This window comes from Kitasatospora sp. NPDC050543, assembly GCF_044457565.1.
GTDB lineage: Bacteria > Actinomycetota > Actinomycetes > Streptomycetales > Streptomycetaceae > Kitasatospora.
In genome coordinates this window covers 42,586-58,388 of the sequence record NZ_JBITGZ010000013.1, presented here as the reverse complement: position 1 = coordinate 58,388, position 15,803 = coordinate 42,586, and the positions used below count along the sequence as shown (strand labels likewise).

Sequence of the window (15,803 nt, the reverse complement as noted above, 5' to 3'; positions counted from 1 at the left end):
CGCCGGGCACCCGCCGGGCCTCGGGCCCGCCGCTCTCTAGGACAGACCCCGGGGTGAAACGGTTGCCCTGCCGGGTTCCGTTCCCGGTGGGCCGTGGTGTTGACCTATCGTACGGATCACCGAGCGGTACACCGAGCACCCCCCGACCGAGCGAGCCGTGGCCTGATGCACAAGACCTTGATCGTCACCAATGACTTCCCGCCGCGTCCCGGAGGGATCCAGGCCTTCGTCCACAACATGGCGGTGCGTCAGCCAGCCGGAAGCGTCGTGGTGTACGCCTCGTCCTGGCGGGACGGCTCCGAGGTGGCACGGTTCGACGCCGAACAGCCCTTCCCCGTCATCCGGGACCGCACGAAGGTGATGGTTCCCACACCCCGGGTGACCCGGCGGGCCGCGGAGATCCTCAAGGCCGAGAAGTGCGACTCGGTCTGGTTCGGCGCCGCCGCCCCGCTCGGCCTGATGGCGCCCGCGCTGCGCCGGGCCGGCGCCGGGCGGCTGCTGGGCATGACGCACGGCCACGAGGCGGCCTGGGCGCAGCTGCCCGGCGCCCGGCAGCTGCTGCGCCGGATCGGCGCGGGCACCGACACGCTGACGTACCTCGGGGAGTACACCCGCTCGCGGATCGCCGCCGCCGTCGGCCCGGAGGCGGCCGGCCGGATGGTGCAGCTGCCGCCGGGTGTGGACGAGCGGACCTTCCACCCCGCGTCCGGTGGCGCCGAGCTGCGGGCGCGCCTGGGCCTGGCGGACCGTCCGGTGGTGGTCTGCGTCTCGCGGCTGGTGCCGCGCAAGGGCCAGGACACCCTGATCGAGGCGATGCCGCAGATCCTCCAGGACGTGCCGGACACGGTGCTGCTGATCGTCGGCGGCGGCCCGTACCAGGGGGAGCTGGAGAAGCTCGCGGACGCCCGGGGCGTGCGCTCCTCGGTGCGCTTCACCGGGGCGGTGCCGTGGTCGGAGCTGCCCGCGCACTACGGCGCCGGGGACGTCTTCGCCATGCCCTGCCGCACCCGCCGGGGCGGGCTGGACGTGGAGGGCCTGGGGATCGTCTACCTGGAGGCCTCGGCCACCGGGCTGCCGGTCGTCGCGGGGGACTCCGGGGGCGCGCCGGACGCGGTGCTGGAGGGGGAGACGGGGTACGTGGTGCCGGGGAGCTCGCCGCAGGCGGTGGCCGAGCGGATCGTACGGCTGTTGAACGACGAGGCGCTGCGCCGGCGGATGGGCGAGGCGGGCCGGCGCTGGGTGGAGCGCTCCTGGCGCTGGGACCTGCTGGCGGGGCGACTCACCTCGCTGCTGGCGGGGTAGCCGGGCCGCGACGCACCAGGGCCCGCCCGGTCGTCCGGGCGGGCCCTGGTGCGCTTCACCGGGGCGGTCAGCGCTGGTAGAGCGCCTCGACGTCGGCGGCGAAGTCCTTCAGGACCAGGTTGCGCTTGAGCTTGAGCGAGGGGGTGAGGTGCCCGCTGGACTCGGAGAACACCGTGTCCAGCACCCGGAACTTCTTGACCGCCTCGGCGTGCGAGACGGCGGCGTTGCCGTCGTCCACGGCGGCCTGGAGGGCGGCCAGCAGGTCCGCGTCCTCGCGCAGGTCGGCCAGGGCGGCGTCGGCCGGCTTGCCGTTGAACTCCTTCCAGCGCGGGAAGAAGTCCTCGTCGACGGTGATCAGGCAGGCGATGAACGGCTTGCCGTCGCCGACCACCATGACCTCGCCGACCAGCGCGTGCGCCCGGATGCGGTCCTCGATCACGGCGGGCGCGACGTTCTTGCCGCCGGCCGTGACGATGATCTCCTTCTTGCGGCCGGTGATGGAGAGGTAGCCCTCGTCGTCCAGGGTGCCGAGGTCGCCGGTGGCGAACCAGCCGTCGCGCATGGTGTCGGCGGTGGCGGCCGGGTTGTTCCAGTACCCGCTGAAGATCTGCGGGCCCTTGAGCAGCACCTCGCCGTCCTCGGCGATCCGCACCTCGGAGCCGGGCAGCGGCTGGCCGACCGTACCGATCTTCGGCTTGTCGTGCGGGTTGAAGGCGGTGGCCGCGCAGGTCTCGGTCAGGCCGTAGCCCTCCAGGACGGTGAAGCCGATGCCCCGGTAGAAGTGGCCCAGGCGCTCGCCCAGCGGGGCGCCGCCGGAGATCGCGTGGGTGGCCCGGCCGCCGAGCGCGGCGCGCAGCTTGCTGTAGACCAGCTTGTCGAAGACGGCGTGCTTGAGCCGCAGGCCCAGGCCAGCGCCGCCGGCGTCCAGCGCGCGGCTGTAGGCGATCGCGGTCTCCGCGGCCCGGTCGAAGATCTTGCCCTTGCCGTCGGCCTGGGCCTTGGCGCGGGCGGTGTTGTAGACCTTCTCGAACACCCGCGGCACGCCGAGGATCAGCGTCGGGCGGAAGGACGCGAGCTCGGCGGTGACGTCCTTGATGTCCGAGACGTGACCGAGCTTGATCGGGGCGATCGCCGCGGCGATCTCCGCGATCCGGCCGAGGACGTGCGCCAGCGGCAGGAAGAGCAGGACGGAACCCTCGCCGGTGCGGAACAGCGGCTCCAGCCGGGCCGTCACGTTGCCCAGCTCGGACATGAAGTTGCCGTGGGTGAGCTGACAGCCCTTGGGGCGCCCGGTGGTGCCCGAGGTGTAGACGATGGTGGCGATCGAGTCCTCGGTGGGGATGGAACGCCGCTCGGTCACGGTGGCGTCGGTGACCTCGGCACCGGCCTCGGCCAGCTGCGCCAGCGCGTCCCGCTCGATCTGCCAGGTGTGCTTCAGCTCCGGCAGCCGCTCGCGGACCTTCTCGACGACGGCGGCGTGCGAGTCGCTCTCGGTCACCACGGCGACGGCGCCGGAGTCCCCGAGGATCCACTCGACCTGCTCGGCGGAGGAGGTCTCGTACACCGGGACGGTGATCGCGCCGGCCGACCAGATCGCGAAGTCCAGCAACGTCCACTCGTAGCGGGTGCGGGACATGATGCCCACCCGGTCGCCCGGCTCGATGCCGGCCGCGATCAGGCCCTTGGCGGCCGCGTGCACTTCGGCCAGGAACCGGGCGGCGGTCAGGTCGCTCCAGCGGCCGTCCACCTTGCGGCTGAGGACGGCCACCTCCGGGTGACGCTCGGCGTTCTGGTGCACGAGGTCGGAGAGGTTACCGCCGCTCGGTACCTGGTAGAGGGCCGGAAGGCTGAAGTCGAGCAAGACTGCTCCTCGTTCGCGACGCTGCGGGACGGCAGGACGTTACTGCCCGGTAGGCAGGTTCGACCAGGGGAGTGGCTCGGGTGTTCGAAGTGTCACACCTTCTCCCCCACCCGCCCCGGCCGTTACCGGGTCGTTCGAATGGCACCCTACGGCAGAGCCGGGGTGACTTGCCGGTAGCCCCGGGCCCGCCCCTGACGGGCCATGGGCCGAGCAGATCGCCGATCGCGATAGCCTGCCCTGGGCGTACAGCCGACCAGCAGGCGCAGGACGACGCGGAGGGCCGTTTCCATGGCGGAGCACACCAGGGCGAGCATCACCATCGACGCGACCCCGGCCGAGGTGATGGCCGTGATCGCCGACTTCGCCGCCTACCCGGCCTGGACCGGTGAGGTCAAGGAGGTCGAGGTGCTGGAGAGCGCCGCCGACGGCCGCGCGGCCCAGGTGCGCCTGCTGCTGGACGCCGGCGCCATCCGCGACGAGCACGTGCTCGCCTACACCTGGGACGGCGACCGCGAGGTCGCCTGGACCCTGGTCAAGAGCCAGATGTTGCGGACCCTGGACGGCTCCTACACCCTGGCAGGCGTCGGCACCGGCGCCACCGAGGTCACCTACCAGCTCGCCGTCGACGTCAAGATCCCGATGCTCGGCATGATCAAGCGCAAGGCTGAGAAGGTCATCATCGACCGAGCGCTGGCCGGGCTGAAGAAGCGCGTCGAGGGCTGAGCGGCTGAGCGGCAGAGCGGACAGAGCGGCGGAGCGGGGAGAGAGCGCGATGACGGCCGAGCGCACCATCCTGGTCACCGGCACGGACGGCGGCGGCGCCGCCACCGTCGCCGCCGCCACCGCCCTGCACGCCGCCCGCCGGGGCCGGCGCACCCTGCTGCTCGCCGCCGACGACCCGCACCGCACCCTGGACACCCTGCTCGGCACCCGGCTGAGCGAGCGGCCCGAGGAGTACGAGAGCGGCCTCGCCGTCGCCAGGATCGACGAGCAGGCCGCGTTCCGGCACGCCCTCGGCGAGGTCGGCGGCCGGCTGAAGCCCGTCCTGGACCTGCTCGGCGCCGACCCGCTCGACCCCGAGGAGCTCACCGCCCTCCCCGGCACCCGCCGGATCGCCCTGCTGCGCGCCCTGCACACCGCGGATGCCGACGTCCTGGTGGTCGCCGCGCCGCCGCCCGCCGCGCTGATCGACACTCTCGCCCTGCCCGAGCAGCTGGAGCGCTACCTCGCGCGGCTGCTGCCCGAGCAGCGCCAGGCCGCCCGCGCCCTGCGCCCGCTGCTGGCGGCCGTGGCCGGCGTCCCGATGCCCGCCGACTGGCTGTACGAGGCCCGCGGGCACGCCTGCGCCGCACTGGCCCGGGCCCGCGCGGCGATCACCGCGCCGGGGACGTCCGTGCGGCTGGTGGTCGAGGCGCAGGCGTACCCCGTCGAGGAACTGCGCCGCATCCGCGCGGGCCTGGCCCTGCACGGGCACCGCCCGGACGCCGTGGTCGCCCACCGGGCCCTGCCCCCCGCCGCCGCCCAGTCACCGGATCCGTGGCTGGCCACCCTGGCCGGCCGGCAGCAGGACCTGCTGGCCGCCCTCGCCGCCGAACTCGACGTACCGCTGCTGGTCAGCGGCCACCCCGAGGTCGCCCTGGAGGGCGTCGCGCACGAGCTGTACGGCGAGGGCCCGGGCCCGGCGCCCGCCCCGGCCGCCGCGCCCCGGCTGGAGGACCGCCGGGCCGAGGACGGCCTGCTGGTCTGGCACCTGCCGCTGCCCGGCGCCGACCGGGCCGATCTGGACCTGGTCAGGCGCGGCGACGAGCTGGTCATCGGCATCGGCGCGTACCGTCGGATCCTGGTGCTGCCCTCCGCGCTGCGCCGCTGCACCGTCACCGGCGCCGGGCTCGCGGACGGGGTGCTCGCCGTGCGCTTCGCCCCGGACCCGGCGCTCTGGCCCCGGGGCTGAGCCGGCCGGTCCGGTAGCGTCGGAGCCAGGCGGCCGCAGCCGCGGCCACAGCTGAGGAGACGCCCGGATGACCACCGCTGACGAGGGGACCACGCAGGACCGCTCCACCGGGGACCACCCCTTCGGCCCTGAACTGGGCCCGCTGGTGGAGGAGGTCCGCCGGTTCGCCACCGTCGTCGGCGAGAAGGCCCAGGAGTTCGGCGCCGAGTCGCTGATCTCCCTCTCCGGCCTGAGCGAGCGCCTGCGCGAGAGCCACCCCGAGGTGTACGGACACCTCTCGGCCGCCGGTGGCGAGTTGCTGGCGGCCTACCGAGCGGCCGTCTCGGGCCACGAGCGGCGCTGGTCAGGGGGGGATACCGCCCCGAGCGAGCGAATTGACCTCGACGGAGCTGACGGAGCCGACGGAGCTGACGGGCCGTCCGTCAAGGAATGAATCAGCAGGTCAGGAGTGATCACCCTGGCGCGAACATGCGTAACGCAACGATTTGAAATGTACGACTTTTGAAGGCGTCCAGCCTGGTTCCCGCCAGGTTGTCTTCGGTTAATGTAGGCGAGGGTGTGTACGGGAGCAGCGCTGGGCGGTACCTTTCCGTCCAGCGGGAACGAGTGAATAGCTGAGGGACACATGGCTCTGACCATCGGCGTCGATGTCGGCGGTACCAAGATTGCGGCCGGCGTGGTCGACGAGGCGGGCGAGATCCTGGCCCGGACCCGGGTCCCCACCCCGGCCGACCCGCAATGGGCGGTCGACGCCATCGCGCAGGCCGTCCGCGAGCTCAAGGAGCAGCACCCGGAGGTCACCGCCGTGGGCGTGGGCGCTCCCGGGTTCGTCAACCGGGACCGCTCCACCGTGATCTTCGCGCCCAACATCGACTGGGAGAACGAACCGCTCAAGGTCCGGGTCGAGGAGCTCACCGGCCTCACCACGGTCGTCGAGAACGACGCCAACTGCGCGGCCTGGGCCGAGTTCCGCTTCGGCGCGGCGGCCGCGTACGAGGACATGGTGCTGATCACCGTGGGCACCGGCATCGGCGGCGGCATCGTGCTGGACGGGCGCCTGCACCGCGGCCGGTTCGGGGTGGCCGGCGAGATCGGGCACCTCAACATGGTTCCGGACGGGCTGCCCTGCGGCTGCGGCGGCCGCGGCTGCTGGGAGCAGTACGGCTCCGGCCGGGCGCTGCGCCGCTACGGCCGGGAGAAGGCCGGCGCGGACGCGATCCGCGGCCGGCGGATGCTGGACCTCAACGACGGCGTCGCCGAGACCATCCGCGGCATCCACATCACCGAGGCCGCCGAGGCCGGCGACCCGCTGGCGCTGGAGTGCTACGAGGAGCTCGCCGACTGGCTGGGCCGCGGCATGGCCGACCTCGCCGCGCTCTTCGACCCGGGCGTCTTCGTACTCGGCGGCGGCGTCTCCGACTCCGGCAGCCTGCTGCTCGACCCGGTCGGCAAGGCCTTCCAGAAGTACCTGACGGGCGGCGTCCACCGCCCGCGGGCCGAGGTCGTGCTGGCCTCGATGGGCTCCGCCGCCGGTATCGCCGGCGCGGCGGACCTCGCCCGTACGCACTGATCCCGTCAGACCGGCACCACCACCGGCGGCGGGGCGGGGACCCTCACCCCCGCCCCGCCGCCGAGTCATTGCACCGGCCGCCCGGACCGTCCGCGTCCGCCGCCCGTCCGTCCGCGCCTGCCGTCGGGCGGCGGCCCCGGCCGGGGCGCATCCCGGCGAGGCGGCGGCGGGCACGCAGCCGCGGCGGCTATCGTCTCCTTCGGATCGAAGGGGGATCTCCGTGGCCGAACTGCTCCCACTGCCGCCCTCCGGGCCCGGACCGGACGGTGCCCGGCGGGTACGCCTGCTCAGCTACAACGTCCGCTCGCTGCGCGACGACCGCCGGGCGCTGGCCAGGGTCGTCAAGGCCTGCGAGCCCGACCTCGTCTGCATCCAGGAGTCGCCGCGCTACTGGTACCCCGGCGGCCAGGCCGCCTGGCTGGCCCACGCCACCGGCACCGTCATCCTCTCCGGTGGCGGGCGGATCGCCGCCGGCCCGCTGCTGCTCGGCGGGCTCGGCGTGGACGTGCTCTCCGTCCATGACCGGCTGCTGCCCAAGACCCGGGGCCTGCACGCGCGCGGCTTCGCCACCGCCCGGGTCAGGATCGCCGGCTCGGCGCCCTTCTCGGTGACGAGCTGCCACCTCAGCCTGGACGCCGCCGAGCGGTACACCCAGTTCAGCCTGCTGCTGGGCCAGTTGGACGTGGCCGAGCACGGTGTGATCGCCGGTGACTTCAACGAGCACCCGGACGGCCCCGGTTGGCGGATGCTCGCCGGGCGGCTCCAGGACGGGCACCTCACCGCTCCCTGGGGCGGCACCTACACCTCCCGGCCGGGCGACCCGCACCAGCGGATCGACGCCGTCTTCGCGACCCCCGGCGTCAAGGTGCTGGCCTGCGGTGTCCCGTGGGGCCTGCCCGGCGTCACCGAGGCAGACCTGCGGGCCGCCACCGACCATCTGCCGGTGCTCGCCGTCCTGGAGATCCCGCCCGGCTGAGCCGGGCGGGCCAGGTGGGGCTCACACGACGGCGCCGCCCGTCGGGTCCGGCGGCTCGTCCTCGTCGTGGTCCTTCATCCGCACCACCAGGGTGATGAAGCCGCCGAGGAAGGCCGACACCCCCACCCAGGCCGGCCAGCCGGCGACCTCGCGCCACACCACGGCGTCGAGCAGCAGCAGCGCGGGGCCGCCGAGCACCGCAAGCCAGGCGAACTTCGCAGTGACGTCCGCCTCGGGCAGCGGCGGTGGCTCCGGCGGTACGAAGTGGCCCTCGTCCGCGTCCTCGGCCGGCTCGTAGTCGCGCGGGCCGAGCGCCGGCACCACGGGCCGGGAGGAGCGGGGCCGCGGCTGGGGCGCCAGGTCGGCGAGGTCGCCGGCCGGGTCGTCCTTGAAGCCGCCCTTCGGCTCGCCCTTGGCCCGGAGGTTCTCGATCTCCGGCCAGTCGGGGTTGTTCAGGTCGACGGGGTCGTCGAACTGGGCGACCAGGGCGGCGAAGATCTCGTCCTGCTCGGCCTGGCTGCGCTCGGGGGTGGCGCGCCGGCGGCCGGCCGCGGCCTCGCCTTCTGGGCGGCCGTCGGCGGGCTCCTCGGCGGCCCTCCTGAGGCCGTCCTTGCGCAAGCCGTCCTTGCGCAGGCCGTCCTTCCCGCCGTCCTTCAAGCCGTCCTCGCGGGGCGGCTCGTCCTCGCCGCCCGCCGTGCTGCTCTCGTGCACTTCCGGCCCTTCAGCCTTGGTGATCGTCGGAATCGACCCGGGTGACGCCCACCGCGGACGCGGGGGCCAGTCGACTGATGAACTCCAGGCTCGCCCCGAAAATTTCAGCCGCGTCGTGGTCCAGTGTCGCGACGTGGTAGCTGCGCTCGCACAGCCGCTCCGTCACATCCGCCGAGGATATCCGCGCGAGGACCAGTTCCGAGTTGGCCGGCGAGACGACGTGGTCCTGTGGGCTGTGGAAGAGCAGCACCGGTTGACGCACCTCGGGCAGCCGGGCCTGGACGTCCTTCCACAGCTGGGACAGCGACCAGGCGGCGTGCAGCGGGGTCCGGTCGTACCCGACCTCCAGCGAGCCCTCCAGCGCGATGTCGTTCGCCACCCCGGGCAGGCTCGGCACCACGTGACGCAGCGCCGGGAGCAGCACACTCGCGGGGTTGTCCGAGCGCACCGACGGGTTGACCAGCACCAGACCGGAGATCTCGGGGCCGTGCAGCGCGGCCAGCCGCAACGCCAGCGCGCCGCCCATCGACAGTGCACAGACGAAGACCTGCTCGCAGCTCGCGCTGAGCGCCAGCAACTCCCGCTCCACCTCGGCGTACCAGTCCTCCCACCGGGTGAGCTGCATGTCCTGCCAGCGGGTGCCGTGGCCGGGCAGCAGCGGCAGCGAGACCGTGAGGCCCGCGGCGGCCAGCTGCTCGGCCCACGGGCGCAGCGACTGCGGGGAGCCGGTGAAGCCGTGGCAGAGCAGCACGCCGACCTTGCCGCCCTGGTGGCGGTAGGGCTCGGCACCTGGCAGCAGCGGCATGGCCGACTCCTTCGCGTTCGGGGGGCGTGGGGGGTTTCGCGGCGCTGGAGCCGCATCGTCCCACGCCCCGCTCCGCTCGTACACCCCGTCGGGGCGGGGCGGGGCGCGCCCGGAGCCCGCGGGGCATTAGGATCGACCGGTCCGCGAAACAGGAGGCCCGGGTTGTTCTACCGACTGATGAAGATGATCGTCGCGCCACTGCTTCGGATCTTCTTCCGGCCGTGGATGGAGGGGGTGGAGAACATCCCCGAGGAGGGCGCCGCGATCATCGCTAGCAACCACCTCTCCTTCTCGGACTCCTTCTTCCTCCCGGCGCTGATGAAGCGGCGGGTCACCTTCATCGCCAAGGCCGAGTACTTCAACACGCCTGGCCTCAAGGGCAAGCTCACCGCCGCCTTCTTCAAGGGCGTCGGCCAGCTCCCGGTGGACCGCTCGGGTGTGCGCGGCGCCGGCGAGGCGGCGATCCGCAGCGCGATCGCGGTGATCGACCGCGGCGAGCTCTTCGGCGTCTACCCGGAGGGCACCCGCTCGCCCGACGGCAAGCTGTACCGCGGCAAGGTCGGGGGTCTGGCGCGGGTCGCACTGGCCACCGGCGCGCCGGTGATCCCGGTCGCGATGATCGACACCGAGAAGGTCCAGCCGCCCGGCCAGGTGATCCCCAACTTCGGGATCCGCCCGGGCATCAGGATCGGCCGCCCGCTCGACTTCTCCCGCTACCACGGCATGGAGAACGACCGCTTCATCCTCCGTTCGGTGACGGACGAGGTGATGTACGAGATCATGCGGCTCTCCGGCCAGGAGTACGTGGACATCTACGCGACCGCCGCCAAGCGGCAGATCTCCGACGAGAAGAAGCGCGCCGACGCCGAGCGCAAGGCGGCCCAGAAGGCCGAGCAGGCCGCGCTGAAGGCGGAGAAGGCCGAGGCGGAGAAGGCCGCGCAGGCCGAGAAGGCCGAGACGGAGCAGACCGAGAAGGACGCGGGGCAGGCCTAGGCCTTGTCCGACCCCGCGCCGCCAGGGGAGGGGCACATGACGGACGCCAGCAGCACCGATTCCCTACGGCCCGCCGCCGCCCCGGTGGCGGGCCGCGGCGCGGGCGCCGGGGCCCGGAGCGTCGGGGGCACCATCGCCGCCGGCGGTATGTCCATCGAACTCCCGCTGTGGCGGGCGATCTCGTACTTCAGGGTGCTGGCGCTCTGCTACGCCCTGCTGCGCTACTTCAACTCCTACCTGGACTTCCTCCACCCGGTCGCCGGCTGGATCTACATGGGCGCGCTGACGCTCTGGACCCTGGCGACCATCCGCGCCTTCGCCGGCCCAGGGCGCTGCACCTGGTACGTGCTGGGCACCGACCTCGCGATGACCGTCACCGGCGTGGTGATGAGCGGCATGATCGACGCCCCCGCCCGGATCCAGTTCGGCGCCCCGACGCTGCCCACCATCTGGGCGGCCGGCACCGTGCTCGGCTTCGCCGGCCGGGGCGGCTGGCTGGGCGCCGCGTTCGCGGGCACCGTCATCGGGATCGCCAACTTCGCCGGCCACGGCGGCGTCACCGGCGACAACGTGCACAACATCGTGGTGCTGATGGTGGTCGGCTGCGCCATCGGGTACGTGATCGAGCTGGCCCGCGCGAGCGAGGCGGCCCTCACCCGGGCCCTGCAGGTCGAGGCGGCCACCCGCGAGCGCGAGCGGCTCTCCCGGGACATTCACGACGGAGTGCTCCAGGTGCTGGCGCTGGTCCAGCGCCGGGGCACCGAGACGGGCGCCGACCTGGGCGAACTCGGCCGGCTCGCGGGGGAGCAGGAGCGGGCGCTGCGCGCGCTGATGGCGGGTGGCCCGCTGCCGCAGCAGCGCGGTGGTTCGAGCGAGCCGCAGGACCTGAGCGCCCTGCTCGCCCCGTACGCGGGCTCGCGGGTGACGCTCTCCGCGCCCGGTACGCCGGTGCTGCTGCCCGCGCCGGTGGCCGTCGAACTGGCCGCCGCGGTGGGCGCGGCCGTGGACAACGTGCACCGGCACGCCGGGCCCGGGGCACGGGCCTGGATCCTGGTGGAGGACGAGCCCGAGGCCGTGACGGTCAGCATCCGTGACGACGGCCCGGGTTTCGCGCCCGGCCGGCTCGGCGAGGCGGAGCAGGCCGGGCGCCTGGGCGTCTCCCAGTCGATCCGCGGCCGGCTGCTCGACCTCGGCGGCACCGCCGAGCTGTACTCCGTCCCCGGTGAGGGCGTCGAGGTCGAACTGCGGGTCCCCAGGGAGGGCAAGTGACGGAGCAGCAGCAGCCGGTGCGGGTGATGGTGGTCGACGACCACCCCATGTGGCGGGAGGCGGTGTCGCGGGATCTCGCCGAGGCGGGCCTGGACGTGGTCGCCACCGCGGGGGACGGCGAGGAGGCGGTGCGCCGGGCCCGTGCCTGCACCCCGCAGGTGGTGGTGCTCGACCTCAACCTGCCCGGCCTGCCCGGCGCCGAGGTGTGCCGCCAGGTGGTGGCCCAGGACCCGTCGGTGCGGGTGCTGGTGCTGTCCGCGAGCGGTGAGCACCAGGACGTCCTGGAGGCGGTGAAGTCCGGCGCCACCGGCTACCTGGTCAAGTCGGCCGGGCGGGAGGAACTGCTGGACGCGGTGCGCCGGACGGCCGTCGGCGACGCGGTGTTCACCCCGGGGCTGGCCGGCCTGGTGCTGGGCGAGTTCCGCCGGCTGGCCACCGAGCCGGCCTCGGCCTCCGCCCCCGCGTGCCCGCAGCTGACCGCCCGGGAGACGGAGGTGCTCCGGCTGGTGGCCAAGGGCCTGTCGTACCGTCAGATCGCGGACCGGCTGGTGCTCTCGCACCGCACCGTGCAGAACCACGTCCAGAACACCCTGGGCAAGCTCCAGCTGCACAACCGGGTCGAGCTGGTGCGGTACGCGATCGAGCAGGGCCTGGACGACGAGGTCTGACACCCCGCCGGGCGCACGCGGCGCCCGGCGGGATGTCGTGGGCCTCAGTGGTGCAGGGCGGCGGCGGTGCCGGTCAGCAGCCCGGCGACGATGTCGACACCCTCGCGGGTGAGCACCGACTCCGGGTGGAACTGCAGGCCGGCGAAGCCGGGCCCGCGCAACGCGTGCACATCGCCGGTGGCCGGGTCCCGGGCGACCTCGATGCCCTCGGCGGCCAGCCGCTCGGCGTCCGCCGCGCCGCAGCGCGCGGTGAAGGTGTTGTAGAAGCCGACGGTGCGCCGGGTGCCGAACAGGTCGATGCTCTCCTGCGCGCCCTGGTACGGGACGGCCTTGCGGGCCAGCGGCAGGCCCAGCGCGTCGCAGAGCAGCTGGTGGCTGAGGCAGACGGCGAGCAGCGGCGACGTCCGGGCGCCGGCCCGTACGGCGGCCAGCGCGTCGGCGACGATCGGCCGCAGCAGCGCCATCTTGGGGTCCTCGGCGAGCGCCGGGTCGCCCGGGCCGGGGCCGAGCACCAGCGGCCCCTGGTGCGCGGCGACCAGCGCGCGCAGCCCGGGGATGTCGTAGCGCAGCACGCTGACCTGGTGGCCGAGCGAGGTCAGCAGGTGGGCGAGCATCGAGGTGAAGGTGTCCTCGCCGTCCACAATCAGGGCCGGCAGCGCCTGGGCGGCCTGGGCCGGCTGCTGCATCCGCAGCCAGAACGGCGCCAGGCCGGCGCGCCGGGCGTCCAGCGCGGCCTGCACCCGGTGGTCGTCGGCCAGCCGGGGCCCGCCGGGCCTGGGCAGCCGGTGCGCGGGGGCGGGGAGGGCGCCGATCGCGGTCAGCACGCCGGCGGCCTTGGCGTGCGTCTCGGCGACCTCGGAGTGCGGGTCGGAGTGCCGGACGAGGGTGGCGCCGACCCGGACGACCAGCCGGCCGGTGGCCGGGTCGATGTCGGCGGTGCGGATGCAGATCGGGGAGTCCAGCAGCTGCCCGCCGCTGGCCGAGCGGCCGATCAGCGCCAGCGCGCCGGAGTAGTAGCCGCGTCCGGTGGCCTCGTAGCGCTTGATGACGCGGGTGGCGTTCTGGACGGGGCTGCCGGTCACGGTGGCCGCGAACATCGTCTCGCGCAGCACCTCCCGTACGTCCAGCGAGGTGCGCCCGCGCAGCTCGTACTCGGTGTGCGCGAGGTGCGCCATCTCCTTCAGGCGCGGTCCGAGCACCTGGCCGCCGAGGTCGCCGACGGTGCACATCATCTTGAGTTCCTCGTCGACCACCATGGTGAGCTCCTCCAGCTCCTTGGGGTCGTGCAGGAAGCCGAGCAGCGAGTCGATGTCCGGGCCCTGGGCCGGGTAGCGGTACGTCCCCGAGATCGGGTTCATCACGACCGTCCCGCCGCTCTGGCGGACATGCACCTCGGGGGAGGCGCCGACCAGGATGCGCTCCCCGGTGTGCACCAGGTACGTCCAGTACGCGCCGCGCTCCTGCTCCAGCAGCCGGCGCAGGAGCGAGAGCGCGAGCTCGGGCGTGAAGCCGTCGAGCCGGGCGCTGAAGTCACGGCGGATGACGAAGTTGGCGCCCTCGCCACGCCCGATCTCGTCCTGGATCACCCGGCGGACGATCTCGGCGTACTCGTCGTCGTCGATGTCGAACGAGCCGTCCGAGAGCGAGACGGGCAGCTGGGGCAGGGCGGGCAGCAGTTCGCCCAGCGGATAGGCGTAGCTCTCGCGGACGGAGATCGCCTGGAGCGGGGTGGCGTCGTCGTGTGCCTCGAAGCCGCGCTCGGTGATCTGCCGGTAGGGCACGAGCGCGAGCAGGTCGTGGCCGGGCCCGTCGGCCGGGATGCCCGCCCGGACGGGCAGGTCGGCCAGCTGCTCGTACGAGCCGACCTCGCCGAGCAGGATCTCGACGGTGTCCGGGGCCAGCCGGGGCGTGCGGCGGTGGAGCAGGGCGAACGCGGGGGCGCCGGGGGCGGTCAGTCGGGCGAGCAGGGCGGTGAGGCCGGTCACGGTGCGGCTTCCTTCCGAAAGGGATGTCTGGCGCGGTGCTGTGGTCCGCTTTCGGGAGGGCCGGCTGCTCTCGATACGCCGACGGCCGCCCCGAGGGGCGGCCGTCGTGTCGTCAGGGACGCGCGATCAGTGGACCACCCTCGGGATGGTCCACCACCAGGAACAGGTGTGGGGCGCGTTCATGGCTTTGAGAGTAGCCGATCCGAAATCGTGGTGAAGCGCATCACGCGAATGTCCGAACCCTGTCTCACCCATCGGGCGGCGGTCACAATTCGGTTGCCGCACCCCGTAGCCTTGGCTGCGTGACCGTGACAAATCTCCACCCCTGGCAGTCCCTGCCCGCGGCGCAGCAGCCTGAATGGCCGGATCCTGAGGCGCTGCGCAAGTCTCTTGCGGACCTCGCCTCGTATCCGCCGCTCGTCTTCGCCGGCGAGTGCGACCAGCTGCGCGCCCGGCTCGGTGCCGTCGCGCGTGGCGAGGCGTTCCTCCTGCAGGGCGGTGACTGCGCCGAGGCCTTCGACGGCGTTTCGGCCGAGCACATCCGTAACAAGCTCAAGACCCTGCTCCAGATGGCGGCCGTACTGACGTACGCGGCCTCCGTCCCGGTGGTGAAGGTCGGCCGGATCGCGGGCCAGTACTCCAAGCCGCGCTCCAAGTCGACCGAGACGCGGGACGGCGTCACTCTTCCGGTGTACCGGGGGGACTCGGTGAACGGCTTCGAGTTCACCCCCGAGTCGCGCATCCCGGACCCCGAGCGCCTGAAGCGGATGTACAACGCCTCCGCCGCGACGCTCAACCTGGTGCGTGCCTTCACCACCGGTGGCTACGCGGACCTGCGCCAGGTGCACGCCTGGAACCAGGACTTCGTGCGCAACTCGCCCGCCGGGCAGCGCTACGAGAAGCTGGCCAAGGAGATCGACAACGCGCTGGCCTTCATGCAGGCCTGCGGGGTCGCCCCGGAGGAGTTCAAGACCGTCGAGTTCTACTCCTCGCACGAGGCGCTGGTGCTCGACTACGAGACGGCGCTGACCCGCGTGGACTCGCGCACCGGCGACCTGTACGACGTCTCCGGCCACATGGTCTGGATCGGCGAGCGCACCCGCCAGCTCGACGGGGCGCACATCGAGTTCGCCTCCCGGATCCGCAACCCGATCGGCGTCAAGCTCGGCCCGACCACCACGGTCGAGGAGGCGCTCACCCTGATCGAGCGGCTCGACCCCGAGCGCGAGCCCGGCCGGCTCACCTTCATCACCCGGATGGGTGCGGGCAAGATCCGCGACCACCTGCCCACCCTGGTGGAGAAGGTCACCGCCTCCGGCGCCCAGCCGGTGTGGATCTGCGACCCGATGCACGGCAACACCTTCGAGGCCTCCAGCGGCCACAAGACCCGCAGCTTCGACGACGTGCTCGACGAGGTCAAGGGCTTCTTCGAGGTGCACCGCGCGCTGGGCACCCACCCGGGCGGCATCCACGTGGAGCTGACCGGCGACGACGTCACCGAGTGCGTCGGCGGCGGCGACGAGGTGCTGGTCGACGACCTGCACCAGCGCTACGAGACGGCCTGCGACCCGCGGCTCAACCGCAGCCAGTCGCTGGACCTCGCCTTCCTGGTGGCGGAGATGTACCGCAGCGGTCACTGACAGCGGCGGATGTGACGAAAGCCCCTCCGGTTCTCGGGTCTCCCGAGCCGGAGGGGCTTTTTCGTACCCGGA

14 protein-coding genes are annotated in these 15,803 nt (G+C 73.2%); 10 read left to right on the top strand and 4 right to left on the bottom strand.

From position 1 onward, the window contains the following. Nucleotides 1-165 precede the first annotated feature (165 nt). A complete protein-coding gene (locus tag ACIBH3_RS17965; protein ID WP_396312937.1) occupies nucleotides 166-1,302 on the top strand; it encodes a glycosyltransferase family 4 protein in 1,137 nt (378 codons plus the stop codon). A gap of 67 nt (nucleotides 1,303-1,369) precedes the next feature. On the opposite strand, the gene ACIBH3_RS17960 is transcribed toward ACIBH3_RS17965, so the two are convergent. Continuing rightward, a complete protein-coding gene (locus ACIBH3_RS17960; RefSeq protein ID WP_396312936.1) occupies nucleotides 1,370-3,163 on the bottom strand; it encodes an AMP-dependent synthetase/ligase in 1,794 nt (597 codons plus the stop codon). A gap of 288 nt (nucleotides 3,164-3,451) precedes the next feature. Here ACIBH3_RS17960 and ACIBH3_RS17955 point away from each other — a divergent pair, with 288 nt between their 5' ends. The 5 genes from ACIBH3_RS17955 (at nucleotide 3,452) to ACIBH3_RS17935 (ending at nucleotide 7,660) form a co-directional block, all read left to right on the top strand. Then, nucleotides 3,452-3,886 carry an SRPBCC family protein gene (locus tag ACIBH3_RS17955; protein WP_396312935.1) on the top strand — a complete coding sequence of 145 codons (435 nt, stop codon included), beginning with the start codon at nucleotides 3,452-3,454 and terminating at the stop codon, nucleotides 3,884-3,886. A gap of 49 nt (nucleotides 3,887-3,935) precedes the next feature. Beyond that, complete coding sequence (locus ACIBH3_RS17950) at nucleotides 3,936-5,114, top strand: ArsA family ATPase (protein ID WP_396312934.1); 1,179 nt, start codon at nucleotides 3,936-3,938, stop codon at nucleotides 5,112-5,114. A 67-nt stretch (nucleotides 5,115-5,181) separates the two neighbouring features. Continuing rightward, the gene (locus ACIBH3_RS17945) at nucleotides 5,182-5,547 is read left to right on the top strand and encodes a DUF5304 family protein (RefSeq protein ID WP_396312933.1); all 366 of its coding nucleotides are present in this window, start codon (nucleotides 5,182-5,184) and stop codon (nucleotides 5,545-5,547) included. A 192-nt stretch (nucleotides 5,548-5,739) separates the two neighbouring features. Further along, nucleotides 5,740-6,684, top strand: a complete 945-nt coding sequence (locus ACIBH3_RS17940) for an ROK family glucokinase (protein WP_396312932.1) — start codon at nucleotides 5,740-5,742, stop codon at nucleotides 6,682-6,684. A 214-nt stretch (nucleotides 6,685-6,898) separates the two neighbouring features. Further along, entirely contained in the window at nucleotides 6,899-7,660 is a 762-nt protein-coding gene (locus ACIBH3_RS17935) for an endonuclease/exonuclease/phosphatase family protein (RefSeq protein WP_396313067.1), read from the top strand. Between the two features lie 21 nt (nucleotides 7,661-7,681). Here ACIBH3_RS17935 and ACIBH3_RS17930 read toward each other — a convergent pair whose 3' ends face one another. Together ACIBH3_RS17930 and ACIBH3_RS17925 are read right to left on the bottom strand one after the other, a co-directional pair. After that, the gene (locus tag ACIBH3_RS17930; protein WP_396312931.1) at nucleotides 7,682-8,371 is read right to left on the bottom strand and encodes a hypothetical protein; all 690 of its coding nucleotides are present in this window, start codon (nucleotides 8,369-8,371) and stop codon (nucleotides 7,682-7,684) included. A gap of 10 nt (nucleotides 8,372-8,381) precedes the next feature. Further along, on the bottom strand, nucleotides 8,382-9,176 hold the full coding sequence (locus ACIBH3_RS17925) for an alpha/beta hydrolase (protein WP_396312930.1): 795 nt from the start codon (nucleotides 9,174-9,176) through the stop codon (nucleotides 8,382-8,384). Between the two features lie 177 nt (nucleotides 9,177-9,353). On the opposite strand from ACIBH3_RS17925, the gene ACIBH3_RS17920 reads away from it, so the two are divergent. The 3 genes from ACIBH3_RS17920 to ACIBH3_RS17910 all read left to right on the top strand — a co-directional run bounded on the left by ACIBH3_RS17920 (nucleotide 9,354) and on the right by ACIBH3_RS17910 (nucleotide 12,106). Then, complete coding sequence (locus ACIBH3_RS17920) at nucleotides 9,354-10,169, top strand: lysophospholipid acyltransferase family protein (RefSeq protein WP_396313066.1); 816 nt, start codon at nucleotides 9,354-9,356, stop codon at nucleotides 10,167-10,169. A 147-nt stretch (nucleotides 10,170-10,316) separates the two neighbouring features. Continuing rightward, the gene (macS, locus tag ACIBH3_RS17915; RefSeq protein WP_396313065.1) at nucleotides 10,317-11,438 is read left to right on the top strand and encodes a MacS family sensor histidine kinase; all 1,122 of its coding nucleotides are present in this window, start codon (nucleotides 10,317-10,319) and stop codon (nucleotides 11,436-11,438) included. Further along, the gene (locus tag ACIBH3_RS17910; RefSeq protein WP_396312929.1) at nucleotides 11,435-12,106 is read left to right on the top strand and encodes a response regulator; all 672 of its coding nucleotides are present in this window, start codon (nucleotides 11,435-11,437) and stop codon (nucleotides 12,104-12,106) included. Before macS ends, ACIBH3_RS17910 begins: the two co-directional genes overlap by 4 nt. A gap of 44 nt (nucleotides 12,107-12,150) precedes the next feature. On the opposite strand, the gene ACIBH3_RS17905 is transcribed toward ACIBH3_RS17910, so the two are convergent. Continuing rightward, a complete protein-coding gene (locus tag ACIBH3_RS17905; RefSeq protein WP_396312928.1) occupies nucleotides 12,151-14,091 on the bottom strand; it encodes an anthranilate synthase family protein in 1,941 nt (646 codons plus the stop codon). Between the two features lie 302 nt (nucleotides 14,092-14,393). Between ACIBH3_RS17905 and ACIBH3_RS17900 the strand changes: the two genes are divergently transcribed. Next, nucleotides 14,394-15,731, top strand: a complete 1,338-nt coding sequence (locus ACIBH3_RS17900; RefSeq protein WP_396312927.1) for a class II 3-deoxy-7-phosphoheptulonate synthase — start codon at nucleotides 14,394-14,396, stop codon at nucleotides 15,729-15,731. Nucleotides 15,732-15,803 lie beyond the last annotated feature (72 nt).

What these genes read in the sequence shown, in the direction of transcription:
- ACIBH3_RS17920 (WP_396313066.1), top strand. Translation starts at nt 9,354, where the DNA reads ATGAAGATGATCGTCGCGCCACTGCTTCGGATCTTCTTCCGGCCGTGG.
- ACIBH3_RS17940 (WP_396312932.1), top strand. Translation starts at nt 5,740, where the DNA reads ATGGCTCTGACCATCGGCGTCGATGTCGGCGGTACCAAGATTGCGGCC.
- ACIBH3_RS17955 (WP_396312935.1), top strand. Translation starts at nt 3,452, where the DNA reads ATGGCGGAGCACACCAGGGCGAGCATCACCATCGACGCGACCCCGGCC.
- ACIBH3_RS17925 (WP_396312930.1), bottom strand. Translation starts at nt 9,176, where the DNA reads ATGCCGCTGCTGCCAGGTGCCGAGCCCTACCGCCACCAGGGCGGCAAG.
- macS (WP_396313065.1), top strand. Translation starts at nt 10,317, where the DNA reads ATGTCCATCGAACTCCCGCTGTGGCGGGCGATCTCGTACTTCAGGGTG.
- ACIBH3_RS17965 (WP_396312937.1), top strand. Translation starts at nt 166, where the DNA reads ATGCACAAGACCTTGATCGTCACCAATGACTTCCCGCCGCGTCCCGGA.
- ACIBH3_RS17950 (WP_396312934.1), top strand. Translation starts at nt 3,936, where the DNA reads ATGACGGCCGAGCGCACCATCCTGGTCACCGGCACGGACGGCGGCGGC.
- ACIBH3_RS17945 (WP_396312933.1), top strand. Translation starts at nt 5,182, where the DNA reads ATGACCACCGCTGACGAGGGGACCACGCAGGACCGCTCCACCGGGGAC.